The sequence below is a fragment of the Streptomyces sp. NBC_00400 genome, assembly GCF_036048035.1.
Classification (GTDB): Bacteria; Actinomycetota; Actinomycetes; order Streptomycetales; family Streptomycetaceae; genus Streptomyces.
Genome location: NZ_CP107940.1, coordinates 6,447,143 through 6,472,852 on the forward strand (window position 1 = coordinate 6,447,143; position 25,710 = coordinate 6,472,852).

At 70.7% G+C, this 25,710-nt stretch carries 22 protein-coding genes; 14 read left to right on the forward strand and 8 right to left on the reverse strand.

Annotated features, from left to right (window positions below; all coding sequences use genetic code 11):
* Positions 1–139 precede the first annotated feature (139 nt).
* The 11 genes from uvrC (at position 140) to pgi (ending at position 12,893) form a co-directional block, all read left to right on the forward strand.
* Positions 140–2,353: an excinuclease ABC subunit UvrC gene (gene uvrC / locus OHS81_RS28165; RefSeq protein WP_328387726.1), complete on the forward strand. Its 2,214-nt coding sequence runs from the start codon at positions 140–142 to the stop codon at positions 2,351–2,353.
* Positions 2,350–3,294 (forward strand): RNase adapter RapZ, encoded by a 945-nt coding sequence (rapZ, locus tag OHS81_RS28170; protein WP_328387728.1) that lies wholly within the window; start codon positions 2,350–2,352, stop codon positions 3,292–3,294. Before uvrC ends, rapZ begins: the two co-directional genes overlap by 4 nt.
* Positions 3,291–4,352, forward strand: coding sequence for a gluconeogenesis factor YvcK family protein (locus OHS81_RS28175; RefSeq protein ID WP_328387730.1), 1,062 nt, complete (start codon positions 3,291–3,293; stop codon positions 4,350–4,352). Before rapZ ends, OHS81_RS28175 begins: the two co-directional genes overlap by 4 nt.
* The gene (gene whiA, locus OHS81_RS28180) at positions 4,343–5,332 is read left to right on the forward strand and encodes a DNA-binding protein WhiA (RefSeq protein ID WP_018091880.1); all 990 of its coding nucleotides are present in this window, start codon (positions 4,343–4,345) and stop codon (positions 5,330–5,332) included. The genes OHS81_RS28175 and whiA overlap by 10 nt, the downstream gene beginning before the upstream one ends.
* Before the next feature lie 256 nt (positions 5,333–5,588).
* Positions 5,589–6,593: a type I glyceraldehyde-3-phosphate dehydrogenase gene (gap, locus tag OHS81_RS28185; protein WP_129296974.1), complete on the forward strand. Its 1,005-nt coding sequence runs from the start codon at positions 5,589–5,591 to the stop codon at positions 6,591–6,593.
* Between the two features lie 115 nt (positions 6,594–6,708).
* The gene (locus tag OHS81_RS28190) at positions 6,709–7,911 is read left to right on the forward strand and encodes a phosphoglycerate kinase (RefSeq protein ID WP_328387734.1); all 1,203 of its coding nucleotides are present in this window, start codon (positions 6,709–6,711) and stop codon (positions 7,909–7,911) included.
* 5 nt (positions 7,912–7,916) lie between these two features.
* On the forward strand, positions 7,917–8,693 hold the full coding sequence (gene tpiA, locus OHS81_RS28195; RefSeq protein WP_328387736.1) for a triose-phosphate isomerase: 777 nt from the start codon (positions 7,917–7,919) through the stop codon (positions 8,691–8,693).
* A 141-nt stretch (positions 8,694–8,834) separates the two neighbouring features.
* Entirely contained in the window at positions 8,835–9,071 is a 237-nt protein-coding gene (gene secG / locus OHS81_RS28200) for a preprotein translocase subunit SecG (RefSeq protein WP_189099770.1), read from the forward strand.
* A gap of 155 nt (positions 9,072–9,226) precedes the next feature.
* Positions 9,227–9,562 (forward strand): RNA polymerase-binding protein RbpA, encoded by a 336-nt coding sequence (locus tag OHS81_RS28205; protein WP_006606296.1) that lies wholly within the window; start codon positions 9,227–9,229, stop codon positions 9,560–9,562.
* A gap of 280 nt (positions 9,563–9,842) precedes the next feature.
* On the forward strand, positions 9,843–11,183 hold the full coding sequence (locus OHS81_RS28210) for an MFS transporter (protein ID WP_328387742.1): 1,341 nt from the start codon (positions 9,843–9,845) through the stop codon (positions 11,181–11,183).
* Between the two features lie 57 nt (positions 11,184–11,240).
* On the forward strand, positions 11,241–12,893 hold the full coding sequence (gene pgi / locus OHS81_RS28215; RefSeq protein ID WP_328391473.1) for a glucose-6-phosphate isomerase: 1,653 nt from the start codon (positions 11,241–11,243) through the stop codon (positions 12,891–12,893).
* A gap of 165 nt (positions 12,894–13,058) precedes the next feature.
* Here pgi and pgl read toward each other — a convergent pair whose 3' ends face one another.
* Genes pgl through tkt form a run of 5 tightly spaced genes read right to left on the reverse strand, consistent with a single transcriptional unit; the run spans position 13,059 to position 19,684 of the window.
* Positions 13,059–13,841: a 6-phosphogluconolactonase gene (gene pgl, locus OHS81_RS28220; RefSeq protein WP_328387744.1), complete on the reverse strand. Its 783-nt coding sequence runs from the start codon at positions 13,839–13,841 to the stop codon at positions 13,059–13,061.
* A complete protein-coding gene (gene opcA, locus OHS81_RS28225; protein ID WP_328387746.1) occupies positions 13,838–14,893 on the reverse strand; it encodes a glucose-6-phosphate dehydrogenase assembly protein OpcA in 1,056 nt (351 codons plus the stop codon). Before opcA ends, pgl begins: the two co-directional genes overlap by 4 nt.
* A complete protein-coding gene (gene zwf / locus OHS81_RS28230; RefSeq protein WP_328387748.1) occupies positions 14,890–16,422 on the reverse strand; it encodes a glucose-6-phosphate dehydrogenase in 1,533 nt (510 codons plus the stop codon). The genes opcA and zwf overlap by 4 nt, the downstream gene beginning before the upstream one ends.
* 6 nt (positions 16,423–16,428) lie before the next feature.
* Positions 16,429–17,547, reverse strand: a complete 1,119-nt coding sequence (gene tal, locus OHS81_RS28235; protein ID WP_328387750.1) for a transaldolase — start codon at positions 17,545–17,547, stop codon at positions 16,429–16,431.
* A 34-nt stretch (positions 17,548–17,581) separates the two neighbouring features.
* Positions 17,582–19,684 (reverse strand): transketolase, encoded by a 2,103-nt coding sequence (tkt, locus tag OHS81_RS28240; RefSeq protein ID WP_328387752.1) that lies wholly within the window; start codon positions 19,682–19,684, stop codon positions 17,582–17,584.
* A 451-nt stretch (positions 19,685–20,135) separates the two neighbouring features.
* Here tkt and OHS81_RS28245 point away from each other — a divergent pair, with 451 nt between their 5' ends.
* From OHS81_RS28245 to OHS81_RS28255, 3 genes are all read left to right on the forward strand, one after another.
* Positions 20,136–21,092, forward strand: coding sequence for a heme o synthase (locus tag OHS81_RS28245; protein WP_328391475.1), 957 nt, complete (start codon positions 20,136–20,138; stop codon positions 21,090–21,092).
* 23 nt (positions 21,093–21,115) lie between these two features.
* Positions 21,116–21,499 (forward strand): hypothetical protein, encoded by a 384-nt coding sequence (locus tag OHS81_RS28250; protein WP_328387755.1) that lies wholly within the window; start codon positions 21,116–21,118, stop codon positions 21,497–21,499.
* A 137-nt stretch (positions 21,500–21,636) separates the two neighbouring features.
* Positions 21,637–22,683 carry an amidohydrolase gene (locus OHS81_RS28255; protein ID WP_328387757.1) on the forward strand — a complete coding sequence of 349 codons (1,047 nt, stop codon included), beginning with the start codon at positions 21,637–21,639 and terminating at the stop codon, positions 22,681–22,683.
* On the opposite strand, the gene OHS81_RS28260 is transcribed toward OHS81_RS28255, so the two are convergent.
* From OHS81_RS28260 to OHS81_RS28270, 3 genes are all read right to left on the reverse strand, one after another.
* Entirely contained in the window at positions 22,656–23,660 is a 1,005-nt protein-coding gene (locus tag OHS81_RS28260) for a COX15/CtaA family protein (protein WP_328387759.1), read from the reverse strand. The genes OHS81_RS28255 and OHS81_RS28260 overlap by 28 nt on opposite strands.
* 100 nt (positions 23,661–23,760) lie before the next feature.
* Entirely contained in the window at positions 23,761–24,579 is an 819-nt protein-coding gene (locus OHS81_RS28265; RefSeq protein ID WP_328387761.1) for an ABC transporter permease, read from the reverse strand.
* A gap of 88 nt (positions 24,580–24,667) precedes the next feature.
* Positions 24,668–25,630 (reverse strand): ABC transporter ATP-binding protein, encoded by a 963-nt coding sequence (locus tag OHS81_RS28270; protein ID WP_328387763.1) that lies wholly within the window; start codon positions 25,628–25,630, stop codon positions 24,668–24,670.
* Positions 25,631–25,710 lie beyond the last annotated feature (80 nt).

Here is a 25,710-nt window from a genome sequence, read left to right on the forward strand (position 1 = left end):
GGCCGCCTCGCGCCGGCCGTCCCCCCGCCCCCTCCTGGGCCCGCCCCCCGGCCCGCCGCCCGGCGCCCGCGCCGCCGGGCCGGGATCGGCGGTGGCCTGGGAACGGTGATTGTCGGTCCCGGTCAGTAGGGTGGTGGGCATGGCAGACCCCAGCAGCTATCGACCCAAGCCGGGACAGATCCCCGACTCGCCGGGGGTCTATAAGTTCCGCGACGAACACGGCCGGGTCATCTACGTCGGCAAGGCCAAGAGCCTGCGCCAGCGCCTGGCCAACTACTTCCAGGACCTGGCCGGCCTCCATCCGCGTACGCGCACGATGGTCACCACCGCGGCCTTGGTGGAGTGGACCGTCGTCTCCACCGAGGTCGAGGCGCTCCAGCTCGAATACAGCTGGATCAAGGAGTTCGACCCGCGCTTCAACGTCAAGTACCGCGACGACAAGAGCTATCCGTACCTCGCGGTGACCCTCAACGAGGAGTTCCCGCGCGCCCAGGTCATGCGCGGCGCCAAGAAGAAGGGCGTGCGCTACTTCGGTCCGTACGGCCATGCCTGGGCCATTCGCGAGACCGTCGACCTGATGCTGCGGGTCTTCCCGGTACGGACGTGCTCCGCCGGTGTCTTCAAGCGCTCCGCCCAGATCGGCCGCCCCTGCCTGCTCGGCTACATCGGCAAGTGCTCGGCCCCCTGCGTCGGACGGGTCTCCGCCGAGGAACACCGCGAACTCGCCGAGGAGTTCTGCGACTTCATGGCCGGCCGCACCGGCGCCTACCTCCGCCGCCTGGAGCGCGGGATGCAGGAGGCCGCCGAGGAGATGGAGTACGAACGCGCCGCCCGGCTGCGGGACGACATAGGGGCGCTCAAGCGGGCCATGGAGAAGAGCGCCGTGGTGCTCGCCGACGCCACCGACGCCGATCTGATCGCCCTCGCCGAGGACGAACTCGAAGCCGCCGTCCAGATCTTCCACGTCCGCGGCGGCCGGGTGCGCGGCCAGCGGGGCTGGGTGACGGACAAGGTCGAGGCCGTCACCACCAGCGGTCTCGTCGAGCACGCCCTCCAGCAGCTCTACGGCGAGGAGCGGGGCGACGCCGTCCCCAAGGAGGTCCTGGTCCCGGCGCTCCCCGAGCCCGTCGAGCCGATCGCGCAGTGGCTCTCCGAGCGTCGCGGCTCCCAGGTCTCGCTGCGCATCCCGCAGCGCGGCGACAAGAAGGACCTGATGGCCACGGTCGGCCGCAACGCCCAGCAGGCCCTGGCGCTGCACAAGACCAAGCGCGCCTCCGACCTCACCACCCGCTCCCGCGCCCTGGAGGAGATCGCCGAGGCCCTGGGCCTGGATGCGGTGCCGCTGCGCATCGAGTGCTTCGACATCTCCCACCTCCAGGGCGATGACGTGGTCGCCTCGATGGTGGTCTTCGAGGACGGTCTCGCCCGGAAGAGCGAATACCGCCGCTTCCAGATCAAGACCTTCCAGGGCCAGGACGATGTCCGGTCCATGCACGAGGTCATCGGCCGCCGCTTCAAGCGCTATCTCCAGGAGAAGCAGAAGACCGGTGAGTGGACGGAGGAGCCGTCCGCCGACGCCCGCGTGGACGACAACGGCGTCACCGCCGGCGCCGGGACCACGGACCGCACCGGGGTCACGGACGGCCCCGGAGCCACGGACGGCACCGGGCCCACGGACAGCCCCGGCGGCATCACCCCCGGCCCCGGCATCACCCCCGTCACCGGCCCCGGCACCGTCACCACGCGCCCGGACGAGCCGGAGCCGGACCCCATGGCCGGCCGCCCGACCGACGAGGACGGCCGCCCCAAGCGCTTCGCCTACCCGCCCCAGCTCGTGGTCGTCGACGGCGGCGCCCCGCAGGTCGCGGCCGCCCGCCGGGCCCTGGACGAGCTCGGCATCGACGATGTCGCCGTGTGCGGTCTGGCCAAGCGCCTCGAAGAGGTCTGGCTGCCCGAGGACGATGACCCCGTCGTGCTGCCGCGCAGCAGCGAGGGCCTTTACCTCCTCCAGCGCGTCCGCGACGAGGCGCACCGCTTCGCGATCACCTACCAGCGCAGCAAGCGCGGCAAGCGGCTGAAGTCCTCGCCGCTCGACGCCGTCGCCGGCCTCGGCGACACCCGCCGGCAGGCGCTGCTCAAGCACTTCGGCTCGGTGAAGAAGCTGCGGGCCGCGACCGTCGACGAGATCTGCGAGGTCCCGGGCGTCGGCCGCAAGACCGCGGAGACGGTCGCCGCGGCGTTGGCGGGGGCGGCGCCGTCCGCCCCTGCGGTGAACACCGCCACAGGAGAGATCATGGAAGATGACGGGGCCCCACCGGCCGCGTTGTCGGCAGAACGGGGGCAGGAACGATGAGTACACCGCACGAAGCGCAGGAAACCGAGAGAGACGGTGCACAGGTGAGCACGGGCACGACCGACCAGGGCGAGAGCGCCGCGATCCCCGAGTTGGTGATCATCTCCGGGATGTCCGGCGCCGGCCGCAGTACGGCCGCGAAGTGTCTGGAGGACCTCGGCTGGTTCGTCGTCGACAACATCCCGCCCGAGCTGATCGCGCCGATGGTCGAGCTGGGCGCCCGATCGCAGGGCAATGTCGCCCGGATCGCGGTCGTCGTCGACGTCCGCGGCCGCCGCTTCTTCGCCCACCTCAAGGAGTCGCTGGCCACCCTCGACGCGCAGAACGTCAAGCGCCGCATCGTCTTCCTGGAGTCCTCCGACGAGGCCCTGGTGCGCCGCTTCGAGTCGGTGCGCCGCCCGCACCCCCTCCAGGGCGACGGCCGGATCGTCGACGGCATCGTGGCCGAGCGGGACCTGCTGCGCGAGCTGCGCGGCGACGCCGACCTGGTCATCGACACCTCCAGCCTCAACGTCCACGAACTCCGCGCCAAGATGGACGCCCAGTTCGCCGGCGAGGAGGTCCCCGAGCTGCGCGCCACGGTCATGTCCTTCGGCTTCAAGTACGGCCTGCCGGTCGACGCCGACATGGTCATCGACTGCCGCTTCATCCCCAACCCGCACTGGGTCCCCGAGCTGCGCCCCTTCACCGGTCTCAACGACGAGGTCTCCAGTTACGTCTTCAGCCAGCCGGGCTCCAAGGAGTTCCTGGACGGCTACGCCGAGCTGCTGCGGATCGTGGCCGAGGGCTACCGCCGTGAGGGCAAGCGCTATGTGACCATCGCCGTGGGCTGCACGGGCGGCAAGCACCGCAGCGTCGCGATGTCCGAGAAGCTTGCCCGCCGGCTGGTCTCCGAAGGGGTGGAAACCGTCGTCGTCCACCGGGACATGGGGCGCGAGTGAGCGGGCGTGCGCCACGGCTGCGCAGGGTCCGGCGTTTCGTCCCCAGCGGCCGTATGACGAAGGGGGCCACCCCCAAGGTGGTGGCACTGGGCGGCGGCATGGGCCTGTCCGCCTCGCTCACGGCGCTGCGCCGGATCACCGGTGACCTGACCGCGGTCGTCACGGTCGCCGACGACGGCGGCTCCAGCGGGCGCCTCCGTGACGAGCTGGGTGTCCTGCCGCCCGGCGATCTGCGCAAGGCGCTGGCCGCGCTGTGCGGCGACGACGACTGGGGCCAGACCTGGTCCCGGGTGATCCAGCACCGCTTCACGAGCGAGGGCGAGCTGCACGACCACGCGGTCGGCAATCTGCTGATCGTCGCGCTGTGGGAACAGCTCGGCGACCATGTCCAGGCGCTCGACCTGGTCGGCAGGCTGCTCGGCGCGCACGGCCGGGTACTGCCCATGTCGGCGGTGCCCCTGGAACTCCAGGCCGAGGTCAAGGGCCATGAAGAGGGCCGACCGGACGCGATCACCACGGTCCGCGGCCAGGCCACCGTCGCGCTCACCCGCGGCGAGGTGCAGTCCGTCCATGTGGTCCCCGCGGACCCGCCGGCCGTCCCCGAGGCGGTCGCCGCCGTACGTGACGCCGATTGGGTGGTGCTCGGACCGGGCTCCTGGTTCTCCTCCGTGATCCCGCATCTGTTGGTGCCTGAGCTGCGCGAGGCGCTGGAGGAGACCAAGGCCCGAAAAGTCCTTTCGCTCAACCTTGCGCCCCAACCGGGCGAAACCGATGGCTTCTCCCCGCAGCGTCATTTGGAGGTTTTGGCCCGACACGCCCCTAAACTCGCCTTCGACGTGGTGCTGGCCGACAAGGCCGCCGTGCCCGACATCGAAGGTCTGACGGTTGCCGCGAAGCAGCTGGTCGGCAGCGAGGTCGAGCTGGCGGCGGTCGCCGCACAAGGAGACGACGCCCGGTCGAGCGCCGGGGGAGCCCCCGACCGGCACGACCCGGAGCTGCTGGCAGCCGCGTACGACCGTATTTTTCGGATGCATGGAAGGATCGGCCCATGGCGATGACGGCAGCGGTGAAGGATGAAATCTCCCGGCTCCCCGTCACCCGGACCTGCTGCCGGAAGTCGGAGGTCTCGTCGATCCTGCGGTTCGCGGGCGGTCTGCACCTGGTCAGCGGGCGCATCGTGATCGAGGCGGAGCTGGACACGGGCATCGCCGCCCGGCGGCTGCGCAAGGACATCCTGGAGATCTTCGGGCACAGCTCCGACCTGGTGGTGATGGCCCCCGGCGGCCTGCGGCGCGGCAGCCGCTATGTCGTACGGGTCGTGGCCGGCGGCGATCAGCTGGCGCGCCAGACCGGTCTGGTCGACGGCCGCGGCCGCCCCATCCGCGGGCTGCCACCGCAGGTGGTCTCCGGCGCGACCTGCGACGCCGAGGCGGCCTGGCGTGGCGCCTTCCTGGCCCACGGCTCGCTGACCGAGCCCGGCCGCTCCTCGTCCCTGGAGGTCACCTGCCCCGGCCCCGAGGCGGCGCTCGCACTGGTCGGCGCGGCCCGCCGGCTCGGTATCGGCGCCAAGGCCCGAGAGGTACGCGGTGTGGACCGCGTCGTCGTCCGTGACGGTGATGCGATCGGCGCGCTGCTGACGCGGCTCGGCGCGCATGAGTCGGTGCTGGCGTGGGAGGAGCGGCGGATGCGCCGCGAGGTGCGGGCCACCGCCAACCGTCTCGCCAACTTCGACGACGCCAACCTCCGCCGCTCGGCGCGCGCCGCGGTCGCCGCGGGCGCCCGGGTCCAGCGGGCCCTGGAGATCCTGGGCGAGGAGGTCCCCGAGCACCTTGCGGCGGCCGGCCGTCTGCGCATGGAGCACAAGCAGGCGTCCCTGGAGGAGCTGGGTGCCCTCGCCGACCCGCCGCTGACCAAGGACGCCGTCGCCGGCCGGATCCGCCGGCTGCTGGCGATGGCCGACAAGCGGGCTCAGGACCTGGGCATCCCCGGCACCGAGTCCAACCTCACGGAGGAACTTGCCGAGGGCATGGTGGGCTGAAACGGAAGCCCGGTCCTTCTTCGTCTGCGCCCTCGGCGCCCGTATGGGGCGCCGTGGGCGCCTCTTTGTACAGAGGTGCGGAGGAGGCGCGTAAAGGCGGGCGTCAGAGGGGCTGAAGGGCGCTCACTTGAGCATCTTTCGGCGTCGATGTCAATGTCACGTACGTCTCTTGCAGGGGGTAGGGTCGGAGGCGGTCGGGGACATCCCATACAGCTCGCCGGTAACTGCGCCGGCGTACCAACGAGGAGATCGGTTCGTGACGATCCGCGTAGGCATTAACGGATTCGGCCGCATTGGTCGCAACTACTTCCGCGCGCTCCTGGAGCAGGGCGCGGACATCGAGATCGTCGGTGTCAACGACCTGACCGACAACGCCACCCTGGTTCACCTGCTGAAGTACGACACCATCCTGGGTCGTCTCAAGCAGCCCGTCAGCCACACCGACGACAGCATCACGGTCGGCAACCAGACCTTCAAAACGATGGCCGAGCGCGACCCGGCCAACCTCCCGTGGGCCGAGCTCGGCGCCGACATCGTCATCGAGTCGACCGGCATCTTCACCAAGAAGGCCGACGCCGAGAAGCACCTCGCGGCCGGCGCCAAGAAGGTCCTGATCTCCGCGCCCGCCAAGGATGAGGACATCACCATCGTGATGGGCGTCAACCAGGACAAGTACGACGCCGCTCAGCACCACGTCATCTCCAACGCCTCCTGCACCACCAACTGTGTGGCGCCGATGGCGAAGGTTCTCGACGAGAACTTCGGCATCGTCAAGGGCATGATGACCACGGTCCACGCCTACACCAACGACCAGCGCATCCTGGACTTCCCGCACAGCGACCTGCGCCGCGCCCGCGCCGCCGCGGAGAACATCATCCCGACCTCGACGGGTGCCGCCAAGGCCACCGCCCTGGTCCTCCCGCAGCTCAAGGGCAAGCTGGACGGTATCGCCATGCGCGTGCCCGTCCCCACCGGCTCGGTCACCGACCTGGTCCTGGAGCTCGACCGCGAGGTCACCAAGGACGAGATCAACACCGCCTTCCAGAAGGCCGCCGAGGGTCAGCTCAAGGGCGTTCTCGAGTACACCGAGGACCCGATCGTCTCCTCGGACATCGTGAACTTCCCGGCCTCCTGCACCTTCGACTCCCAGCTGACCATGTCGCAGGGCAAGCAGGTCAAGGTCGTCGGCTGGTACGACAACGAGTGGGGCTACTCCAACCGCCTGGTGGACCTGACCACCTTCGTCGGCGGCCAGCTCTGATCCCTGGCTGACGCCCGGGACACCGAGATGTGGGGACGGGGCTCGTGTGACGCGATGAGGCGTCGCACGAGCCCCGTTCCGCGACCGACCGACCCATGTGATGGAGTCATTCCTCATGAAGACGATCGACGACCTCCAGGTAGCCGGTAAGCGGGTCTTTGTCCGCGCCGACCTGAATGTGCCACTGGACGGCACCACCATCACCGACGACGGCCGGATCCGCGCCGTTGCCCCGACGATCGCCAAGCTCGTCGAGCGCGGCGCCAAGGTGATCGTCGCCTCCCACCTGGGCCGTCCCAAGGGCGCCCCGGACCCGGCCTTCTCGCTGGCTTCCGCCGCCGGGCGACTGGGGGAAATCCTCGGGCAGGCCGTGGCGTTCGCGACCGACACGGTCGGTGAGTCCGCCGCGTCCGTGACGGCCGCGCTGGCCGACGGTCAGGTGGCCGTGCTGGAGAACCTTCGCTTCAACGCGGGCGAGACCAGCAAGGACGACGCCGAGCGCGCCGCCTTCGCCGACCGTCTCGCCGCCCTCGCGGACCTGTACGTGGGCGACGGTTTCGGTGCCGTGCACCGTAAGCACGCCTCCGTCTACGACCTGCCCCGGCGCCTTCCGCACGCCGCCGGCGATCTGATCGCCACCGAGGTGCGCGTCCTGAAGAAGCTCACCGAGGACGTCAAGCGCCCCTACGCCGTCGTGCTCGGCGGTGCCAAGGTCTCCGACAAGCTCGCCGTCATCGACCAGCTGATCGAGAAGGCCGACCGCATCCTGGTCGGCGGCGGGATGGCGTACACCTTCCTCAAGGCCAAGGGCCACGAGGTCGGCATTTCGCTGCTCCAGGAGGACCAGGTCCCGGCCTGCCTGGAGTACCTGGCGCGGGCCGAGAAGCGCGGTGTGGAGTTCGTCCTCCCCGTCGACGTCCTGGTGTCGTCCGAGTTCCCGGACCTGAAGACCAAGGCCCCGGCCCACCCCGAGACCGTCGCCGCGGACGCCATCCCGGCCGACAAGGAGGGCCTGGACATCGGCCCGAAGACCCGCGAGCTCTACGCCGCGAAGCTCGCCGACGCGGCCACCGTCTTCTGGAACGGCCCGATGGGCGTCTTCGAGCACCCCGACTACGCCGGCGGCACCGAGGCCGTCGCGAAGGGGCTGCTGGACTCGGACGCCTTCACCGTCGTCGGCGGTGGTGACTCGGCCGCCGCCGTGCGTCTGCTGGGCTTCGACGAGAATGCATTCGGCCATATTTCGACCGGCGGCGGCGCCAGCCTCGAATACCTCGAAGGCAAGACGCTGCCCGGCCTCGCCGCTCTGGAGGACTGAACAACGTGACTGACCGCACCCCGCTGATGGCGGGCAACTGGAAGATGAACCTCAACCACCTCGAGGCCATCGCCCACGTCCAGAAGCTCGCCTTCGCCCTCGCCGACAAGGACTTCGACGCCGTAGAGGTCGCGGTTCTGCCGCCCTTCACCGACCTGCGTTCGGTGCAGACGCTGGTCGACGGCGACAAGCTCAAGATCAAGTACGGCGCCCAGGACATCTCCGCGCACGACTCCGGCGCCTACACCGGTGAGATCTCCGGCGCGATGCTGTCCAAGCTCAAGTGCGCGTACGTGGCCGTCGGCCACAGCGAGCGCCGCCAGTACCACGGCGAGAACGAAGAGATCTGCAACGCCAAGGTCAAGGCCGCCTTCCAGCACGGCATCACCCCGATCCTGTGCGTCGGTGAGGGCCTGGACGTGCGCAAGGCCGGCAACCAGGTCGCGCACACCCTCGCCCAGGTCGACGGTGGTCTGGCGGACGTCCCGGCCGAGCAGGCCGAGACGATCGTGATCGCCTACGAGCCGGTGTGGGCCATCGGCACCGGCGAGGTGGCCACCCCCGAGGACGCGCAAGAGGTGTGCGGTGCCATCCGCGGCCGCCTCGCCGAGCTCTACAGCCAGGAGCTGGCCGACAAGGTCCGCATCCAGTACGGCGGCTCGGTCAAGTCCGGCAATGTCGCCGCGATCATGGCGCAGCCCGACGTCGACGGCGCGCTGATCGGCGGCGCGGCGCTTGACGCGGACGAGTTTGTGAAGATCGTCCGCTTCCGCGACCAGTAGCAGCTATGACGAGGGGGAGCCCTCGTCGTACCCTGTCGGGGCCGGGACCGGTGCAGCAGCACCGCCCCCGGCCCCGCACCATTTGTTACCGATATCGTGATCCATACCTCCGTCCGTCAGTCCTAGAGAGTTGGTCCAGCCGTGGTCATCGGGTTCTCGATCGCCCTCATCGTCTTCAGCCTGCTGCTGATGATGCTGGTGCTCATGCACAAGGGAAAGGGCGGCGGCCTGTCCGACATGTTCGGTGGCGGCATGCAGTCCTCGGTCGGTGGCTCCTCGGTCGCCGAGCGCAACCTCGACCGCATCACCATCGTGATCGCGCTGTTGTGGTTTGCCTGCATCGTGGTGCTCGGCATCCTGATGAAGCTCGGCAACTGACAATGCGTCGGAGGCGCGGCCTATCATGAGGGTGGCGTCCTCGGACGGGTAACTCCAGCCACTGGACGCGCGTTGGGCCTTACGTAGACTGGGGCGTTCCGCAGCCCAGCTGCTGCGAGAGGCTGTGCAGCACCATGACGCAGGGAGTTACAACCGTGGCAAGTGGCAACGCGATCCGAGGAAGTCGGGTCGGGGCGGGGCCGATGGGGGAGGCCGAGCGCGGCGAGTCCGCGCCGCGCACCCGCATCTCCTTCTGGTGCTCCAACGGGCACGAGACGCAGCCCAGCTTCGCCGGCGACGCGCAGGTTCCGGACACCTGGGACTGCCCGCGTTGTGGTTTCCCGGCAGGCAAGGACCGGGACAGCCCCCCGGACCCGCCGCGCACCGAGCCCTACAAGACCCACCTCGCCTACGTCCGGGAGCGCCGCAGCGACGCCGATGGCGAGGCGATCCTCGCGGAGGCGCTTGCCAAGCTCCGCGGCGAAATCTGACGGACCAGCCAGCTCATCTCGGTCGGCCCGGCCGGAGGGGACCACACCCCCTCCGGCCGGGCCGACCGCGTGGGTACGCCTTCGCGAGCCGCGCCCGTTCCGTGACCGTTCCACGTCCGCTCCGCGACCGGCAGCACCTGCCACCTGCCACCTGCCACCTGCCGCACCGGCTGCACCGGGCGCATCTGAGGCAGCGGATGGGGAAGTTGCCCGAGGATCGCTGTCAGTGGTCGCCCGTACTGTTTTCGTAGGCGCACGCTGCGGACGGGGGACGGGCGGGATGGCACGCAGAAAAGCAGGCGCGGAGGCGGGTACAGGGACGGAGAGGGGACGTGCGGCCGGAGTCGGCGCGCTCGTCCTGGGCGGTGGCTTCGGCCGGTTATGCGGCGCCGCCGCCGTCTCCCGCTTCGGTGACGCCCTGCGCGGCACGGCGCTGCCGCTGCTCGCCTATACCCTGACCGGTTCCCCGCTGTTGATCTCACTCGTCACCGCCTGCGGCTTCGTTCCCTGGCTGCTCTTCGGGCTGCTGGGCGGCGCGGTGGCGGACCGGGTGGACCAGCGGCGGGCGATGTGGGCGGTCGATGTGCTGCGCGGGCTGCTGATGGCCGGCTTCGCCCTGGCCGTGGCGCTCGACCGGGTGAGCATCGGGCTGCTGCTCGCCCTCTCCTTCGCGCTCACCACCCTCCAGACACTCTTCGACAACGCCGCCACGGCCCTGCTGCCCGTGGTGGTGCCCCAGGAGAAGCTGGGCCTCGCCAACGCGCGCCTGATGACCTGTCAGGAGGTGGCCGGGCGGTTCATCGGCGGACCGCTCGCTCCGGCGCTCATCGCGCTCGGCGCCGCGCTCCCGTTCCTGGCCGACGCGGCCACCTACGTGCTTGCGGCCGCTCTCGTCGCCTCCCTGCGCACCGGCCCGCCGGCTGCCCGCCCGGCCGTCGCGGGACGCACCCTGCGGCACGACATCGCCGACGGGATACGGCAGTTGTGGCGCGACCGGGTGCTGCGTGCCCTCTGCCTGTCGGTGGCGCTGGGCAATATCGGCCTCGGCGCGCTGATCGCGACCCTGGTGGTGGTCGTCAAGGGGTGGCTGGGCGCCGGGGATTTCGGCTATGCGGCCGTGACGACCGGGTACGGCATCGGGATGGTGCTGGGCGGCCTCCTCGCACGGCGGGCGATCGCCGCAGCCAGGGGCGGCGGCCCTGCCCTGCTGATCGCCGGAGTGCTCCAGACCGTGGTGCTGGTGGGTCTCGGGACGCTGCGCTCACCGGCGGCCGCGGCCGTCTTCCTGGGCCTGTTCGGCTTCGCCTCCATGGTGATCAACGTCCTGGAGGCCACCGTCGTACAACAGCGCAGCCCGGCCGGGATGCCCGGGAGGATCAGCGCCGCTTTCCGTACGGTCTCCGTCGCCGGGACACCGCTCGGCGCGCTGCTCGGCGGCGCGGTCGCCGGGCTGTACGGCCCCCGCAGCCCGGCGCTGCTGGCCGCCGCGCTGCTGGCCCTGGGCTCCGTCGCGCTGATACCTGTTCTTCAGGCCCCCGACAGCACCTGGTCCGGCAGTGGACAGATACCTTCCCCCACTCTCGGCTTCGCTCGAGTGGGAGGTGCTCCCACCGCGCGCTGATCAATTAGGTTGGGAGGCGGCGGGGCCGGTACGAGATGAAGAAGGCTGATGTCCGAGATGAACGCAGAAGGCCGCAGCAGGCTCGATCAGTTGCCTGAGTGGACCGCGCTGAGCAAGCACCGGGAGCAGATGGCGCAGGTGCATCTGCGCGAGCTGTTCGAGCGGGATCCGGGGCGCGCCGAGCGCTACACCCTTCAGGTCGGCGATCTGCACCTGGACTACTCCAAGCATCTGGTCACCGACGAGACGCTGGAGCTGCTGCGCGACCTGGCCGCGGCGCGGGGGGTGGCCGAGCTGCGGGACGCGATGTTCCGCGGGGAGAAGATCAACATCACCGAGCGGCGTTCCGTGCTGCACGTCGCGCTGCGCGCCCCCGCCTCCGAGGCCATCAAGAGCGACGGCGAGAACGTCGTCCCCGGGGTGCACCACGTCCTGACGAGGATGGGGACCTTCGCCGACCGGATCCGCTCCGGCGACTGGAAGGGCCACACCGGCAAGAGGATCAAGACCGTCGTCAACATCGGTATCGGCGGCTCGGACCTGGGCCCGGCGATGGCGTACGAGGCGCTGCGCGCCTTCACCCACCGGGACATGCAGTTCCGCTTCGTCTCCAATGTGGACGGCGCCGATCTGCACGAGGCGGTCCGCGATCTGGACCCGGCCGAGACGCTGTTCATCGTCGCCTCGAAGACCTTCACCACCATCGAGACCATCACCAACGCCACTTCGGCCCGCGACTGGCTGCTGACCGGTCTCGGCGCCGGGGGAGAGGCCGTCGCCAAGCACTTCGTGGCGGTGTCGACCAACGCCGGGAAGGTCGCGGAGTTCGGTATCGACACGGACAACATGTTCGAGTTCTGGGACTGGGTCGGCGGCCGCTACTCCTACGACTCCGCCATCGGCTTGTCGCTGATGGTCGCGATCGGCCCGGAGTGCTTCCGTGAGATGCTGGCCGGCTTCCACCTCGTCGACGAGCACTTCCGCAGCGCCCCGCCGGAGGAGAACGCCCCGCTGCTGCTGGGCCTGCTCGGCATCTGGTACGGCAACTTCTGGGACGCCCAGTCGCATGCCGTGCTGCCCTACAGTCATTACCTCTCCAAGTTCACCGCCTATCTGCAGCAGCTGGACATGGAGTCCAACGGCAAGTCCGTGGACCGCGAGGGCCATCGGGTCGGCTGGCAGACCGGACCCGTCGTCTGGGGCACGCCCGGCACGAACGGCCAGCACGCCTACTACCAGCTGCTCCACCAGGGCACGAAGATGATCCCGGCCGACTTCATCGGCTTCGCCCGGCCGGTCGACGACCTGCGGCCTGGCCTGGTCGCCCAGCACGACCTGCTGATGGCCAACCTCTTCGCCCAGGGCCAGGCGCTGGCCTTCGGCAAGACACCCGAGGAGGTGCGTGCCGAGGGCGTGGCCGAGGAACTGGTGCCGCACAAGACCTTCCCGGGCAACCGGCCCACCACCACCGTCCTGGCCGGTGAACTCAGCCCGTCCGTGCTGGGCCAGTTGATCGCGCTCTACGAGCACAAGGTGTTCGTCCAGGGTGCGGTCTGGAACATCGACTCCTTCGACCAGTGGGGCGTGGAGCTGGGCAAGGTCCTGGCCAAGCGCGTCGAACCGGCCCTGACGGACGGCGCGGAGGTGCCGGGCCTCGACGCCTCCACGGCCGGCCTGGTCGCCAAGTACCGGGAGTTGCGCGGGCGTTGATCGCCGGGATCACTGAGGTCACCGAGATCGCCGGGATCACCGGGGTCGCCGGGATCACCGGGGTCGCCGGGATCACCGGCAGCGCCGCCCGGTGACCACGGCGACGCCGAAGGCCCCGCACCCTTCAGGGCGCGGGGCCTTCGGTATCGGCTCCTGCTGCGGCGTTCAGGCCGACGCCGGCGGGTAGAGGCCGCGCGGCAGTTGCGCCGCCGCCGCCCCGTCCAGCAGCCACAGGGTCCGGCTGCGGCCCCGTGCGCCGGCCGCCGGAGCCTGGACCTCCCCGGCGCCGGAGAGGGCGATGGCCGCGGCGTTGGCCTTGTCCTCACCGGCCGCCAGCAGCCAGACCTCCCGTGCCGCGCGGATCGCGGGCAGGGTCAGCGAGGTGCGGGTGGGCGGCGGCTTGGGGGCACCGTGCACCCCCACCACCGTCCGCTCCTGCTCGTAGACGGCAGGCAGCTCGGGGAAGAGCGAGGCCACATGGGTGTCCGGGCCGACGCCCAGCAGCAGGACGTCGAAGGAGGGCACAGGACCGTGGTCCTCGGGGCCTGCCGCGGCGGCCAGTTCGGCCGCATACGCCTCGGCGGCGGCGTCGGCGTCCTTGCCGTACGGGCCGTCCGACGGGGGCATGGGATGCACCCGGGCCGGGTCCAGCGGGACGCTGTCCAGCAGCACCTGCCGGGCCTGGGTGTAGTTGCGCTCCGGATCGCCGTCCGGCAGGAACCGCTCGTCGCCCCACCACAGATCGAGGCGGGACCAGTCCACGGCATCGCGGGCGGGCGCCTCGGCGAGGGCCGCGAGCAGCCCGTTGCCGTTGCGCCCGCCGGTCAGGACCACGGAGGCGAAGCCGCGGGCGGCCTGGGCATCCACGATCTTCGTGATCAGCCGGGCCGCCGCGGCCTTGGCCATCAGCTCCTTGTCGCGGTGGACGACGACCTGCGGAGCGCTCACTTGGCGGCTGCCTTCTTGGCCGCCTTCTTGGCCGCGGGCTTGGCCGGTGCGTCCTTGCCGGCCTCCGGCTCCCCGGCCTCCGGCTCCCCGGCCGGCGGCTGCCCGCCCGCCGGCTGCCCGCCGACGCCGTCACCGATCCGGTCCACGCCGTACTTCAGAGCGCCGGCGTAGATCTCGTCCGGGTCGAGCCGGCGCAGCTCCTCGGCCAGCAGCTCGGCGGTGTCCCGCCGTTTGAGCGCCACCGCACGGTCGGGCTGGCCGTGGATCGAGAGCGTGGCCAGCGAACCGTCCGGGCGGTCCAGCACGATCGCACCGGTGCTGGACTCCATCCGTGCGGCCGTCAGACCCGGGCCGCCGGACACCTTGCGGGTGACCGGGACCTGCAGCCGGTCGGCCAGCCACATGGCAAGCAGCTCGCAGCTGGGGTTGAACTCCTCACCGGTGACCTCGGCCGAGGTCACCGTGCACGGAGCCTGGTCGAGCGCCGCCGCCAGCATCGAGCGCCAGGGCGTGATGCGGGCCCAGGCCAGATCGGTGTCACCCGGGGTGTAGGTGTCCGCGCGCGCCGCCAGCTCCTCGATGGGCTGCTCGGCGGCGTAGGCATCGGTCACCCGGCGCTGGGCCAGCGCGCCGAGCGGGTCCTTGGCCGGGTCCAGCGGGGCGTTCACCGCCCACCAGACCACGACCGGTGCGTCCGGCAGCAGCAGCGGGAGCACCACCGACTGGGCGTGGTCGATCACATCGCCGTAGAGGCGGAGTATGACCGTCTCGCCGGTGCCGGCGTCCGTGCCGAGCCGGACCTCGGCGTCGAGGCGGGCCTTGGCGCGGTCGCGCGGCGACCGGCTGACCCGCTTGATGACGACGAGGGTGCGCGAGGGGTGCTCACGGGACGCGTCGTTGGCCGCCTTCAGCGCGTCGTAGGCGTTCTCCTCGTCGGTGACGATGACGAGGGTGAGCACCATGCCTATGGCCGGGGTGCCGATCGCGCGGCGTCCCTCGACCAGCGCCTTGTTGATCTTGCTGGACGTGGTTTCCGTCAAATCGATCTTCATGGCCGACGCCAGCTCCGTCCGTCTCGTGCGAGCATTTCGTCCGCCTCGGCGGGGCCCCAGCTGCCCGCCGGGTACTGCGCGGGCCTGCCGTGCTTCTCCCAGTACTCCTCGATCGGGTCGAGGATCCGCCAGGACTGCTCCACCTCCTCCACACGCGGGAAGAGGTTGGCGTCGCCGAGCAGCACATCGAGGATCAGCCGCTCGTAGGCCTCGGGGCTGGACTCCGTGAAGGACTCGCCGTAGGCGAAGTCCATCGACACGTCCCGCACCTCCATCGAGGTGCCCGGGACCTTGGAGCCGAACCTGACGGTCACGCCCTCGTCCGGCTGCACCCGGATGACCAGGGCGTTCTGCCCCAGTTCCTCGGTGGCGGTGCGGTCGAAGGGGGAGTGCGGGGCACGCTGGAAGACCACCGCGATCTCGGTGACGCGCCGGCCGAGGCGCTTGCCGGTGCGCAGGTAGAAGGGGACGCCCGCCCAGCGGCGGTTGTCGATCGACAGCTTGATCGCGGCATAGGTGTCGGTCTTCGACTTGGGGTCGATGCCGTCTTCCTGGAGGTAGCCGACGGCCTTCTCGCCGCCCTGCCAGCCCTCCGCGTACTGCGCGCGGACCGTCTCCTTGCCGAGGTCCTTGGGCAGCCGGACCGCGCCCAGCACCTTGGTCTTCTCCGCGACCAGCGCATCCGCCTCGAAGGAGGCGGGCTCCTCCATGGTGGTCAGCGCGAGCAGCTGGAGGAGGTGGTTCTGGATGACGTCACGGGCGGCGCCGATGCCGTCGTAGTAGCCGGCCCGGCCGCCGATGCCGATGTCCTCGGCCATCGTGATCTGGACGTGGTCGACATAGCTGCGGTTCCACAGCGGCTCGAACATCGTGTTGGCGAACCGCAGCGCCAGGATGTTCTGGACCGTCTCCTTGCCCAGGTAGTGGTCGATCCGGAAGACCTCGTGGGGCGGGAAGACCTCGTGGACGATCCGGTTGAGCTCCTTGGCGCTCTCCAGGTTGTGCCCGAAGGGCTTCTCGATGACCGCGCGCCGCCAGGAGCCCTCCTTCTGGTCGGCCAGCCCGTGCTTCTTGAGCTGCTGGACGACCTGGGGGAAGAACTTCGGCGGTACGGACAGGTAGAAGGCGAAGTTGCCGCCGGTGCCCTGGGCCTTGTCGAGCTCGCTTATCGTCTCCTTCAGCGTCTCGAAGGCCTCGTCGTCGTCGAAGTTGCCCTGGACGAAGCGGCAGCCCTGGACCAGCTGCTGCCAGACCTCCTCGCGGAACGGCGTACGCGAGTGCTCCTTGACGGCCGCGTACACCTCCTGCGCGAAGTCCTCGTGTTCCCACTCGCGGCGGGCGAACCCTACGAGCGAGAAACCCGGCGGCAGCAGACCGCGGTTGGCCAGGTCGTAGACGGCGGGCATCAGCTTTTTACGGGACAAATCGCCCGTGACGCCAAAGATCACCAGGCCCGACGGCCCCGCGATACGCGGGAGCCGTCGGTCCAGGGCGTCACGAAGCGGGTTGGCTCCGTGTGCATCAGACAAGGGAGATCAGCCCTCCGAGGGAGCGAGGCGCTTGAGCTCCGCCTCCGTGGACTTGAGCAGGTCGTTCCAGGACGCCTCGAACTTCTCCACGCCCTCGTCCTCCAGGACCTGTACGACCTCGTCGTACGAGATCCCGAGCTTTTCGGTCGCCTCCAGGTCGGCCTTGGCGGCGTCGTACGTGCCGCGCACGGTGTCACCGGTGATCGCGCCGTGGTCGGCGGTGGCCTCCAGGGTGGCCTCCGGCATGGTGTTGACCGTGCCCGGGGCGACCAGCTCGTCCACGTACAGCGTGTCCTTGAAGGCCGGGTCCTTGACACCGGTCGAGGCCCACAGCGGACGCTGCTTGTTGGCGCCGGCCTTGTCGAGGGCGGCCCAGCGCTCCGAGGAGAAGACCTCCTCGTACGCCTGGTAGGCCAGCCGGGCGTTGGCCAGCGCGGCCTTGCCCTTGAGGGCCTTGGCCTCGTCCGTGCCCAGCTTCTCCAGGCGCTTGTCGATCTCGGTGTCCACCCGGGACACGAAGAACGACGCGACCGAGCGGATCAGCGACAGGTCCAGGCCCGCGGCCTTGGCCTTCTCCAGGCCCGCCAGGTAGGCGTTCATGACCTCGCGGTAGCGCTCCAGCGAGAAGATCAGCGTGACATTGACGCTGATGCCCAGGCCGATGACCTCGGTGATCGCCGGGAGGCCCGCCTTGGTGGCCGGGATCTTGATCAGCGTGTTGGGGCGGTCCACCAGCCAGGCCAGCTGCTTGGCCTCGGCGATGGTCGGGACGGTGTGGTGCGCCAGACGGGGGTCGACCTCGATCGAGACCCGGCCGTCCTGGCCGCCGGTGGCGTCGAAGACCGGGCGCAGGATGTCGGCGGCGTCGCGGACGTCGGCCGTCGTGATCATGCGGATGGCTTCCTCGACGGTGACCTTGCGGGCGGCGAGGTCGGCGAGCTGCTGCTCGTAGCCGTCGCCCGAGGAGATCGCCTTCTGGAAGATCGACGGGTTCGTCGTGACGCCGACGACATGCTGCTGGTCGATCAGCTCGGCGAGGTTGCCGGACGTGATGCGCTTGCGCGACAGGTCGTCCAGCCAGATCGCGACGCCTTCGTCGGAGAGGCGCTTGAGTGCGTCTGTCATGGGTTCTGCATCTCCTACTAGTCGTGTACGGGCGTCAGCGCGCGGCGGCTTCGACCGATTCGCGGGCGGCGGAGGCGACCGCGTCGGCGGTGAAGCCGAACTCGCGGAACAGGGTCTTGGCATCGGCCGAGGCACCGAAGTGCTCCAGGGACACGATGCGCCCGGCGTCACCGACGAAGCGGTGCCAGGTCAGACCGATGCCGGCCTCGACGGCGACCCGGGCCCTGACGGACGGCGGGAGCACGCTGTCGCGGTAGGCCTGGTCCTGCTGGTCGAACCACTCGACCGACGGCATCGACACCACGCGGGTGGGCACGCCCTCGGCCTGCAGCTGCTCGCGCGCCTCGACGGCGAGCTGCAGCTCCGAGCCGGTACCGATCAGCACGACCTGCGGCGTGGTGCTCCTGCCGTCGGCGTCCTCGGCCTCGAACCGGATGTAACCGCCCTTGGCGGTGTTCTCGTCGGCCGGGTACGTCGGCACGCCCTGACGGGTCAGCGCGAGGCCGTGCGGGGCCCCCACGCCGTACTCCTTCGTCCAGCGCTTGAGGATCTCGCGCCAGGCGAGGGCGGTCTCGTTGGCGTCGGCCGGGCGGACGATGTTCAGGTTCGGGATGGCACGCAGCGAGGCCAGGTGCTCGACCGGCTGGTGGGTCGGGCCGTCCTCGCCCAGGCCGATGGAGTCGTGCGTCCACACGTAGGTCACCGGCAGGTGCATCAGCGCGGACAGCCGGACGGCGTTGCGCATGTAGTCGGAGAACACCAGGAAGGTGCCGCCGTAGACCCGGGTGTTGCCGTGCAGCGTGATGCCGTTCATCTCCGCGGCCATGGAGTGCTCACGGATACCGAAGTGGATCGTGCGGCCGTACGGGTTCGCGCCCGGCAGCGGGTTGCCCTCGGGCAGGAACGACGACGTCTTGTCGATCGTGGTGTTGTTCGAGCCCGCCAGGTCGGCGGAGCCGCCCCACAGCTCGGGGATGACCGCACCGAGCGCGTGCAGCACCTTGCCGGACGCGGCGCGGGTGGCCACGGCCTTGCCGGTCTCGAACGACGGGAGGTGGTCCTCCCAGCCCGCGGGCAGCTCGCCCGCGGCGACCCGGTCGAACTCCGCGGCGTGCCCGGGGTTCGTGGTGCGCCAGTCGGCGAACCTCTTGCCCCACTCCTTTTCGAGGTCACGGCCGCGGTCGAGGGCGGCGCGGGTGTGCGCCAGCACCTCTTCGGGGACCTCGAAGGACTTCTCCGGGTCGAAGCCGAGGACCCGCTTGGTGGCCGCGACCTCCTCCTCGCCCAGCGCCGAGCCGTGCGCGGCCTCGGTGTTCTGGGCGTTGGGGGCCGGCCAGGCGATGATCGAGCGCATCGCGATGAACGACGGGCGCCCGGTCTCGGCCTTGGCCGCCTCGATGGCGTGGTACAGCGCCTCGGGGTCCAGGTCGCCGTTCGCCTTCGGCGCCACCCGCTGCACGTGCCAGCCGTAGGCTTCGTAGCGCTTGCAGGTGTCCTCCGAGACCGCGGTCTCGGTGTCGCCCTCGATCGAGATGTGGTTGTCGTCCCACAGCATGATGAGGTTGCCGAGCTTCTGGTGGCCCGCGAGCGAGGAGGCCTCGGCGGAGATGCCCTCCTGCAGGCAGCCGTCACCGGCGATGGCGTAGATGTGGTGGTCGAAGGGCGAGCTGCCCTCGGGCGCCTCCGGGTCGAACAGACCGCGCTCGTAGCGGGCGGCCATCGCCATGCCCACCGCGTTGGCGACACCCTGGCCCAGCGGGCCGGTGGTGGTCTCCACGCCGGTGGTGTGGCCGTACTCGGGGTGGCCCGGGGTCTTCGAGTCCCAGGTGCGGAACGCCTTCAGGTCGTCCAGCTCCAGGCCGTAACCGGCGAGGTAGAGCTGGATGTAGAGGGTCAGGCTGGAGTGGCCCGCGGAGAGGACGAACCGGTCGCGTCCGGTCCAGTTCGCGTCCGCCGGGTCGTGCCGCAGCAGCTTCTGGAAGAGAAGGTAGGCGGCCGGAGCCAGGCTCATGGCTGTACCCGGATGGCCGTTACCGACCTTCTGCACGGAATCCATGGCCAGGACACGGACCGTATCCACTGCCCGCTGATCCAGTTCGGTCCACTCGAGGTCTGTGGTGGTCGGCTTGGTGCTCACCCTGAGTCAGGGCTCCTCTCCACATGTCGAATGCCGCGGACGGTATGTCCGCCAGGCGGTGTCGAGCCTACCCCCGCAAGTGCGTGCGTCTTTTCGACGCTCAGTCGGTGTTTTCGGCGCTCAGTCGGTGCGTAGGTGTCACGGCAGCTCGTCGCTTTGGGCAACCACCTCGCCACCGGCGGCATTCCCGGCCCTGAGGCGACGGCCCTACGACCAGACTGCCGGGCGCCGGTCGCATTCGCCTCCCGAACGCCGGGCGGCCGCCGGGGTGCAGATGCCCCGCCCCCTCACGGCCCGACGCCCAACACGACCCCACCCCCGCGAAGATCGCCTTATGGCCAACGTCTAAAGTGGCGTGGTACGCGCAAGCCCTTCACCGGGTAATCACGGCCGGACGGGCTTGCAGGCCTTATCTCTTCCGCGGCAGAGGCCGCTGATGTTACTTCCAGGGGTGTGCGTGACGGCCGTCGAATCCCGTCCTGTGGGGGCGCTTTCTCCGGTCCCCGGGAGTCCTGGCGACCGGCCGTTCGGGGCCCGCGTCAAGGCGTTCGTGGCGCTGACCAAGCCGCGGGTCATCGAGCTGCTTCTGATGACGACGGTGCCGGTGATGTTCCTGGCGGCCAAGGGCGTGCCGGATCTGATGCTGGTGCTGGTGACCTGCATCGGCGGCTATCTCTCCGCCGGCGGCGCCGCCGCGTTCAACATGTACCTCGACCGCGACATCGACGCGCTGATGGACCGTACGTCCCAGCGGCCCCTGGTCACCGGCATGGTGAGCCCCCGCGAATGCCTGGTCTTCGCGACCGCGCTCGCGGTCGGCTCCACGGCCCTGTTCTGGTTCCTCGTCAACCCGCTGTCGGCGATGCTGTCGCTCGGTGCGCTGCTTTTCTATGTCGTCGTCTACACGATGATCCTCAAGCGGCGGACCTCCCAGAACATCGTCTGGGGCGGCATCGCGGGCTGCCTGCCGGTCTTCATCGGCTGGTCGGCGGTGACGAACTCCGTTTCCTGGGCCTCGTTCATCCTCTTCCTCGTCATGTTCTTCTGGACGCCGCCGCATTACTGGCCGCTGTCGATGAAGGTCAAGGAAGACTACGAGCGCGTCGGGGTGCCGATGCTGCCGGCCGTCGCGGGCAACAAGGTCGTCGCGCGCCAGATCGTCGCCTACAGCTGGGTGATGGTGGCCGTCTCGCTGCTGCTCCAGCCGCTGGGCTACACGGGCTGGTTCTACACCGTCGTCGCGGTCGTCTGCGGCGCCTTCTGGCTCAAGGAGGCGCACGGTCTGCAGTCCCGCGCCAAGGCCGGGATCACGGGCGCCAAGCTCAAGGAGATGCGGCTGTTCCACTGGTCCATCACCTATGTGTCGCTGCTGTTCGTCGCCGTCGCCGTGGATCCCTTCCTTCGCTGATTACCGATGGGTAGCATGTCGGTATGGCAGACACCCAGCAGGCGGACGAGCAGACGGAGACGGCGGCCGGCGTGAAGACCGCGGCACGCACCGACAAGAGGGCCGGCAAGCGCGCGGACCGGCTCGCCAAGCAGATCCGCGCCTTCGCCGCCACGCACGGCGGCAGCGCCGAGGGCCAGCTCGCGCACATCGGCCGGGGCCGCACCCGGATCGCGCTCGTCGGGGCCGACGGCGAGTGGGGCAACCTCGTCGCGGACACCTTCGGCTCCGCCAAGGACGCCGCCGACAAGGCCGGCCTCACGCTCCACGACGACTTCGACGGCGACCTCGCCGCCAAGGTCCGTACCGGCCGCTACGAGTGGTCCCGGATGGCGGGCATCCAGGTGGGCGGCCCGTCCAACGGCTGACGGTCCGGCGCCCGCGCGCCGTGCGCCGGAGCGCACGCCGGAAGCGGAGCCCGATACCTCACCACCTCCTCGCCCGTTAAGCCCACCAGGTGTGGCGCTCGGGCCGCGCCCGGCGGGCCTACGGCGAGGAGGAGCGGATGGACGGCCTTCCGCCGCTCATCGATCAGCACAGCCATGGCGCGGTGCACGGTGAGCTCGGTCTCGGCTCCTTCGAGACCCACCTCGCCGCCGCGGTCGGCGCCCACGGCCCGGCCCCCGCAGGCACCAGTTACTTCGACAGCTTCACGGGCCTTGCGATACGCCGCTGGTGCCCTCCGCTGCTCGGCCTGGAACCGCAGTGCCCGCCCGCCCGCTACCTGGCCCGCCGGCGCGAGGTCGGCGCCTACCGGGCCGGCCGTCTGCTGCTGCGCGGCTCCGGCATCGGCACGTTTCTGCTGGAGGCCGGCACCCCCGGCGCCCTGACCTCGGCCGGCGAACTGGCCACCGCAGCCGAAGCCGGAGCTCACGAGGTCGTCCGGCTCGAACCGCTCGCCGAGCAGGTCGCCGACACCTCCGGCAGCGTCGACTCCTTCCTCGGCTACACCGCCGAGGCCCTGTACGCCGCGGCCCAGCACACCGCCGCTTTCGCCTCCGGCGCCACCTACTGCGACGGGCATGCGCCCGAAGCGGGAGAGGTACGGCGCGCCGCGGACCGCTGGCTGTGCGGCCGCCGTCCGGGGGAGCGGCTGGGGGAGCCCGTGCTCGTACGGCATCTGCTGTGGAGCGCGGTGGCGACCGGTCTCCCGGTGCAGCTGCACTGCCCCGATCCGCGGCCGCTGGCGGGCTTCCTGCGTGCCACGACCGGCATCGGCTCGGCTCTCGTCCTGCTGCCGCGGCCGCCGCACCACCGGCGGGCGGCGGAGCTCGCCGCGGCGCACGCCCATGTGTACGCCGACGCCGGGCCCCGCCCCGAGGACACGCTCGGCCGGGCGCCGTTCGGCAAGCTGCTGTTCTCCTCGGGTGCCCGCGGGCTGCCCGAGCTGTATGTGACCGGCGCCCGGTTCTTCCTGCGGGCCATGGGCCGCCTCGTACGGGAGTGGGCCGACGAGGGGCTGTGCGGCGCCGAGGACGGGCGCCGGATCACCGAGATGGTCGGGTCGGGGACCGCGCGCCGGATCTACCGGCTGAGCGCGGAGGCCGGCTGAGGTTCCGGTGCCTCGTGCCCGCCCGTGAGGGCGGGCTCGCCGGGGTCCCCCTCCAGGAGCGGCCCGCGGTCGCGCAACGACAGGCAGACCCGCAGCACACAGAGCCACACCAGGGCCGACCCCAGCATGTGGAAGCCGATGACGAGTTCGGGCAGGCCCATGAAGTACTGGACATAGCCGATGACGCCCTGCAGGGCGAGGCAGGCAAGCAGCTCCAGGACCATCCGGCGCGGGGCGGCCGGGGCTTTGACGGCCCGCAGTGCGAACCACAGGGCGACGGTCAGGCCGACGACGATGTAGACGAAGTCGACGTGGAGCTGGGTGATCTCCTGCCAGTCCAGCGGGATGCGGTGGACCTTCTTGGCGTCGCCCGCGTGCGGGCCCGTGCCGGTGACGACCGTGCCGATGACCGTGAGCGCGCCGGTCGCCCCCACCAGCAGCCAGGCCAGCTGCCGCACCGGACGGGCGACCAGGTCACGTGGCGCCTCGTCGCCCTCGCACGCGCGCCGCCAGCTCAGTACGGCGACCGTGAGCAGCCCCGTTGCCGCCAGGAAGTGTGAGCTGACGATGTACGGGTTCAGGCCGGTGAGGACGGTGATGCCGCCGACGACGGCGTTGGTCATGACGAGCCAGAACTGCGCCCAGCCGAGGCGGGTGAGCGAGCGGCGCCGGGGGTGGCGGGCGCGGGCGGCGATGATGAACACCCCGACGACCACGCACAGCACGTCGGTCAGCATGCGGTTGCCGAACTCGATGAGCCCGTTGATGCCCATCGCGGCGGTCGGCGTCAGGCTGTCCGGCGTGCACTTGGGCCAGGTCGAGCAGCCCAGTCCGGACTGGGAGAGCCGGACCGCGCCCCCCGTGACGACGATGATCACGGCCATCACGACGGTGGCCAGCGCGGCCCGTCGCACCAAGGCCGCGGACGGCTGCCAGCGGCGGGCGATCAGCTCGAGGGGATTCAGCGTTTTCGGCACGGGAGACATCGTAGGCGGGCCCTTGTGCAAGTTTTCACGAGGGGTGCGCCGGGCGGCGGTCCGCACGCGGAACCGCTCGGGGGCACGGCCGCCCGGCGGCTCACTCCCAGCGGAAGAAGCGGGCCGCCGTGCCCAGGCCCAGCACCGACCAGACCGCCAGGATGCCCAGGTCCCGCCAGGGGATCTGGGCGCCGTGCTGGAGGACGTCGCGCAGTCCGTCGGACAGCGCCGCGATCGGCAGCAGTCCGAGCACGCTCTGTGCGGCCTCGGGGAACTTGTCCAGCGGAACGATCACGCCGCCGCCGACCAGCAGCAGCAGGAACACCAGGTTGGCCGCCGCGAGGGTGGCCTCTGCCTTGAGCGTGCCGGCCATCAGCAGGCCCAAGCCCGAGAAGGCGGCGGTGCCCAGCGCGAGCAGCAGCACCACCGAGGCCGGGTTGCCGTGCGGGGACCAGCCCAGTGCCAGGGCCACGGCCGTCAGCAGCGCGGTCTGCAGCACCTCGGTGACCAGTACCGCGCAGGTCTTGGCGGTCATCAGCCCCCAGCGCGGCAGCGGCGAGACGGCCAGCCGCTTGAGCACGCCGTAGCGTCGTTCGAAGCCGGTCGCGATGGCCTGGCCGGTGAAGGCGGTCGACATCACGGCGAGCGCCAGGATGCCGGGCGCCAGGAAGTCCACGGAGCTGCCCGCGCCGCCGGCCGTGTCGGTGGGCACCGCGATGATGTCGACGGCGGAGAACAGCACCAGCAGCAGCGTCGGGATGATGACGGTCAGCAGCAGTTGTTCGCCGTTGCGCAGCAGCATCCTGGTCTCCAGGGCCGCCTGCGCGCGGATCATCCGGGGCAGCGGGGCGGCACCGGGCCGCGGGGCGAACGTACCGGTGCCGGCGGCGGTGTCGTTTCCGGCCTCCAGAGCGGTCATGCGCGCAGTTCCTTATCGGTGAGCTCCAGGCTGTGCCTGCCCGGGGGGCGCCCCCCGGACCCCCGGCCGAAAACCGTGTGGCCGTGATTCATGCGCGCAGCTCCTTACCGGTGAGCTCCAGGAAGACGTCCTCCAGGGTGTGGCGCTCGACAGCGATCGCGTCGGGCAGCACGCCGTTCTGGGCACACCAGGAGGCGACGGTGGCCAGCAGCTGCGGGTTGACCTTGCCGTGGATGCGGTAGACGCCGGAGGCCGGTTCCGTGGCGGCGCTGTCGGCGGGCAGCGCCTTGAGCAGCGAGGCGAGGTCGAGGCCGGGGCGGCCGGTGAAGCGCAGGCTGTTCTCCGCGCCGCCGCGGCACAGCTCGTCCGGGGTGCCCTGGGCGATCACCCGGCCGCCGTCGATGATCGCGACATCGTCGGCCAGCTGCTCGGCCTCGTCCATGAAGTGGGTGGTCAGTACGGTGCTGACGCCGTCGGTGCGCAGCTCCCGTACGAGGTCCCAGGTGGCGTGCCGGGCCTGCGGGTCGAGGCCGGCCGTCGGCTCGTCGAGGAAGACGAGTTCGGGGCGGCCGACCACGGCCATCGCCAGCGCGAGGCGCTGCTGCTGGCCGCCGGACAGCCGCCGGTAGGGCGTCCGGCCGCAGCTGCCCAGACCGAGCCGGTCGATGAGCCCGCCGACGTCGAGGGGGTGGGCGTGCAAGGTGGCGGTGTGCCGCAGCATCTCCTCCGCCTTGGCGCCCGCGTAGACGCCGCCGGACTGCAGCATCACGCCGATCCGCGGCCGCAGTGCCGCGGCGTCGGCGACCGGGTCCAGGCCCAGGACCCGGACGCGGCCGGCGTCCGGGCGGCGGTAGCCCTCGCAGGTCTCGACCGTGGTGGTCTTGCCCGCGCCGTTGGGGCCGAGCACGGCGGTCACCGCGCCGCGTGCGACGGTCAGGTCGAGGCCGTCCACGGCGGTTTTGGTCCCGTATCGCTTGACCAGGCCGACGATCTCGACGGCCGGCTCTCGTCCGGGGGGCCGGGGGGCGCCCCCCGGGGAGGTGCTGGGCATGGCGGGCAGTCTACGGAGAGTGGCGGGGGGCTCTTCAACGGGGGCGCCGGTGCATTTCCGCGCCCGGGTACGCGAACGGC

Bases quoted from the DNA above. Each gene is read 5' to 3' on its own strand.
- uvrC (WP_328387726.1), top strand. From the start codon at position 140: ATGGCAGACCCCAGCAGCTATCGACCCAAGCCGGGACAGATCCCCGAC.
- OHS81_RS28190 (WP_328387734.1), top strand. From the start codon at position 6,709: ATGAAGACGATCGACGACCTCCAGGTAGCCGGTAAGCGGGTCTTTGTC.
- OHS81_RS28255 (WP_328387757.1), top strand. From the start codon at position 21,637: ATGGACGGCCTTCCGCCGCTCATCGATCAGCACAGCCATGGCGCGGTG.
- OHS81_RS28270 (WP_328387763.1), bottom strand. From the start codon at position 25,630: ATGCCCAGCACCTCCCCGGGGGGCGCCCCCCGGCCCCCCGGACGAGAG.
- tal (WP_328387750.1), bottom strand. From the start codon at position 17,547: ATGACAGACGCACTCAAGCGCCTCTCCGACGAAGGCGTCGCGATCTGG.
- OHS81_RS28250 (WP_328387755.1), top strand. From the start codon at position 21,116: ATGGCAGACACCCAGCAGGCGGACGAGCAGACGGAGACGGCGGCCGGC.
- opcA (WP_328387746.1), bottom strand. From the start codon at position 14,893: ATGAAGATCGATTTGACGGAAACCACGTCCAGCAAGATCAACAAGGCG.
- rapZ (WP_328387728.1), top strand. From the start codon at position 2,350: ATGAGTACACCGCACGAAGCGCAGGAAACCGAGAGAGACGGTGCACAG.
- pgi (WP_328391473.1), top strand. From the start codon at position 11,241: ATGAACGCAGAAGGCCGCAGCAGGCTCGATCAGTTGCCTGAGTGGACC.
- OHS81_RS28265 (WP_328387761.1), bottom strand. From the start codon at position 24,579: ATGACCGCTCTGGAGGCCGGAAACGACACCGCCGCCGGCACCGGTACG.
- whiA (WP_018091880.1), top strand. From the start codon at position 4,343: ATGGCGATGACGGCAGCGGTGAAGGATGAAATCTCCCGGCTCCCCGTC.
- OHS81_RS28210 (WP_328387742.1), top strand. From the start codon at position 9,843: ATGGCACGCAGAAAAGCAGGCGCGGAGGCGGGTACAGGGACGGAGAGG.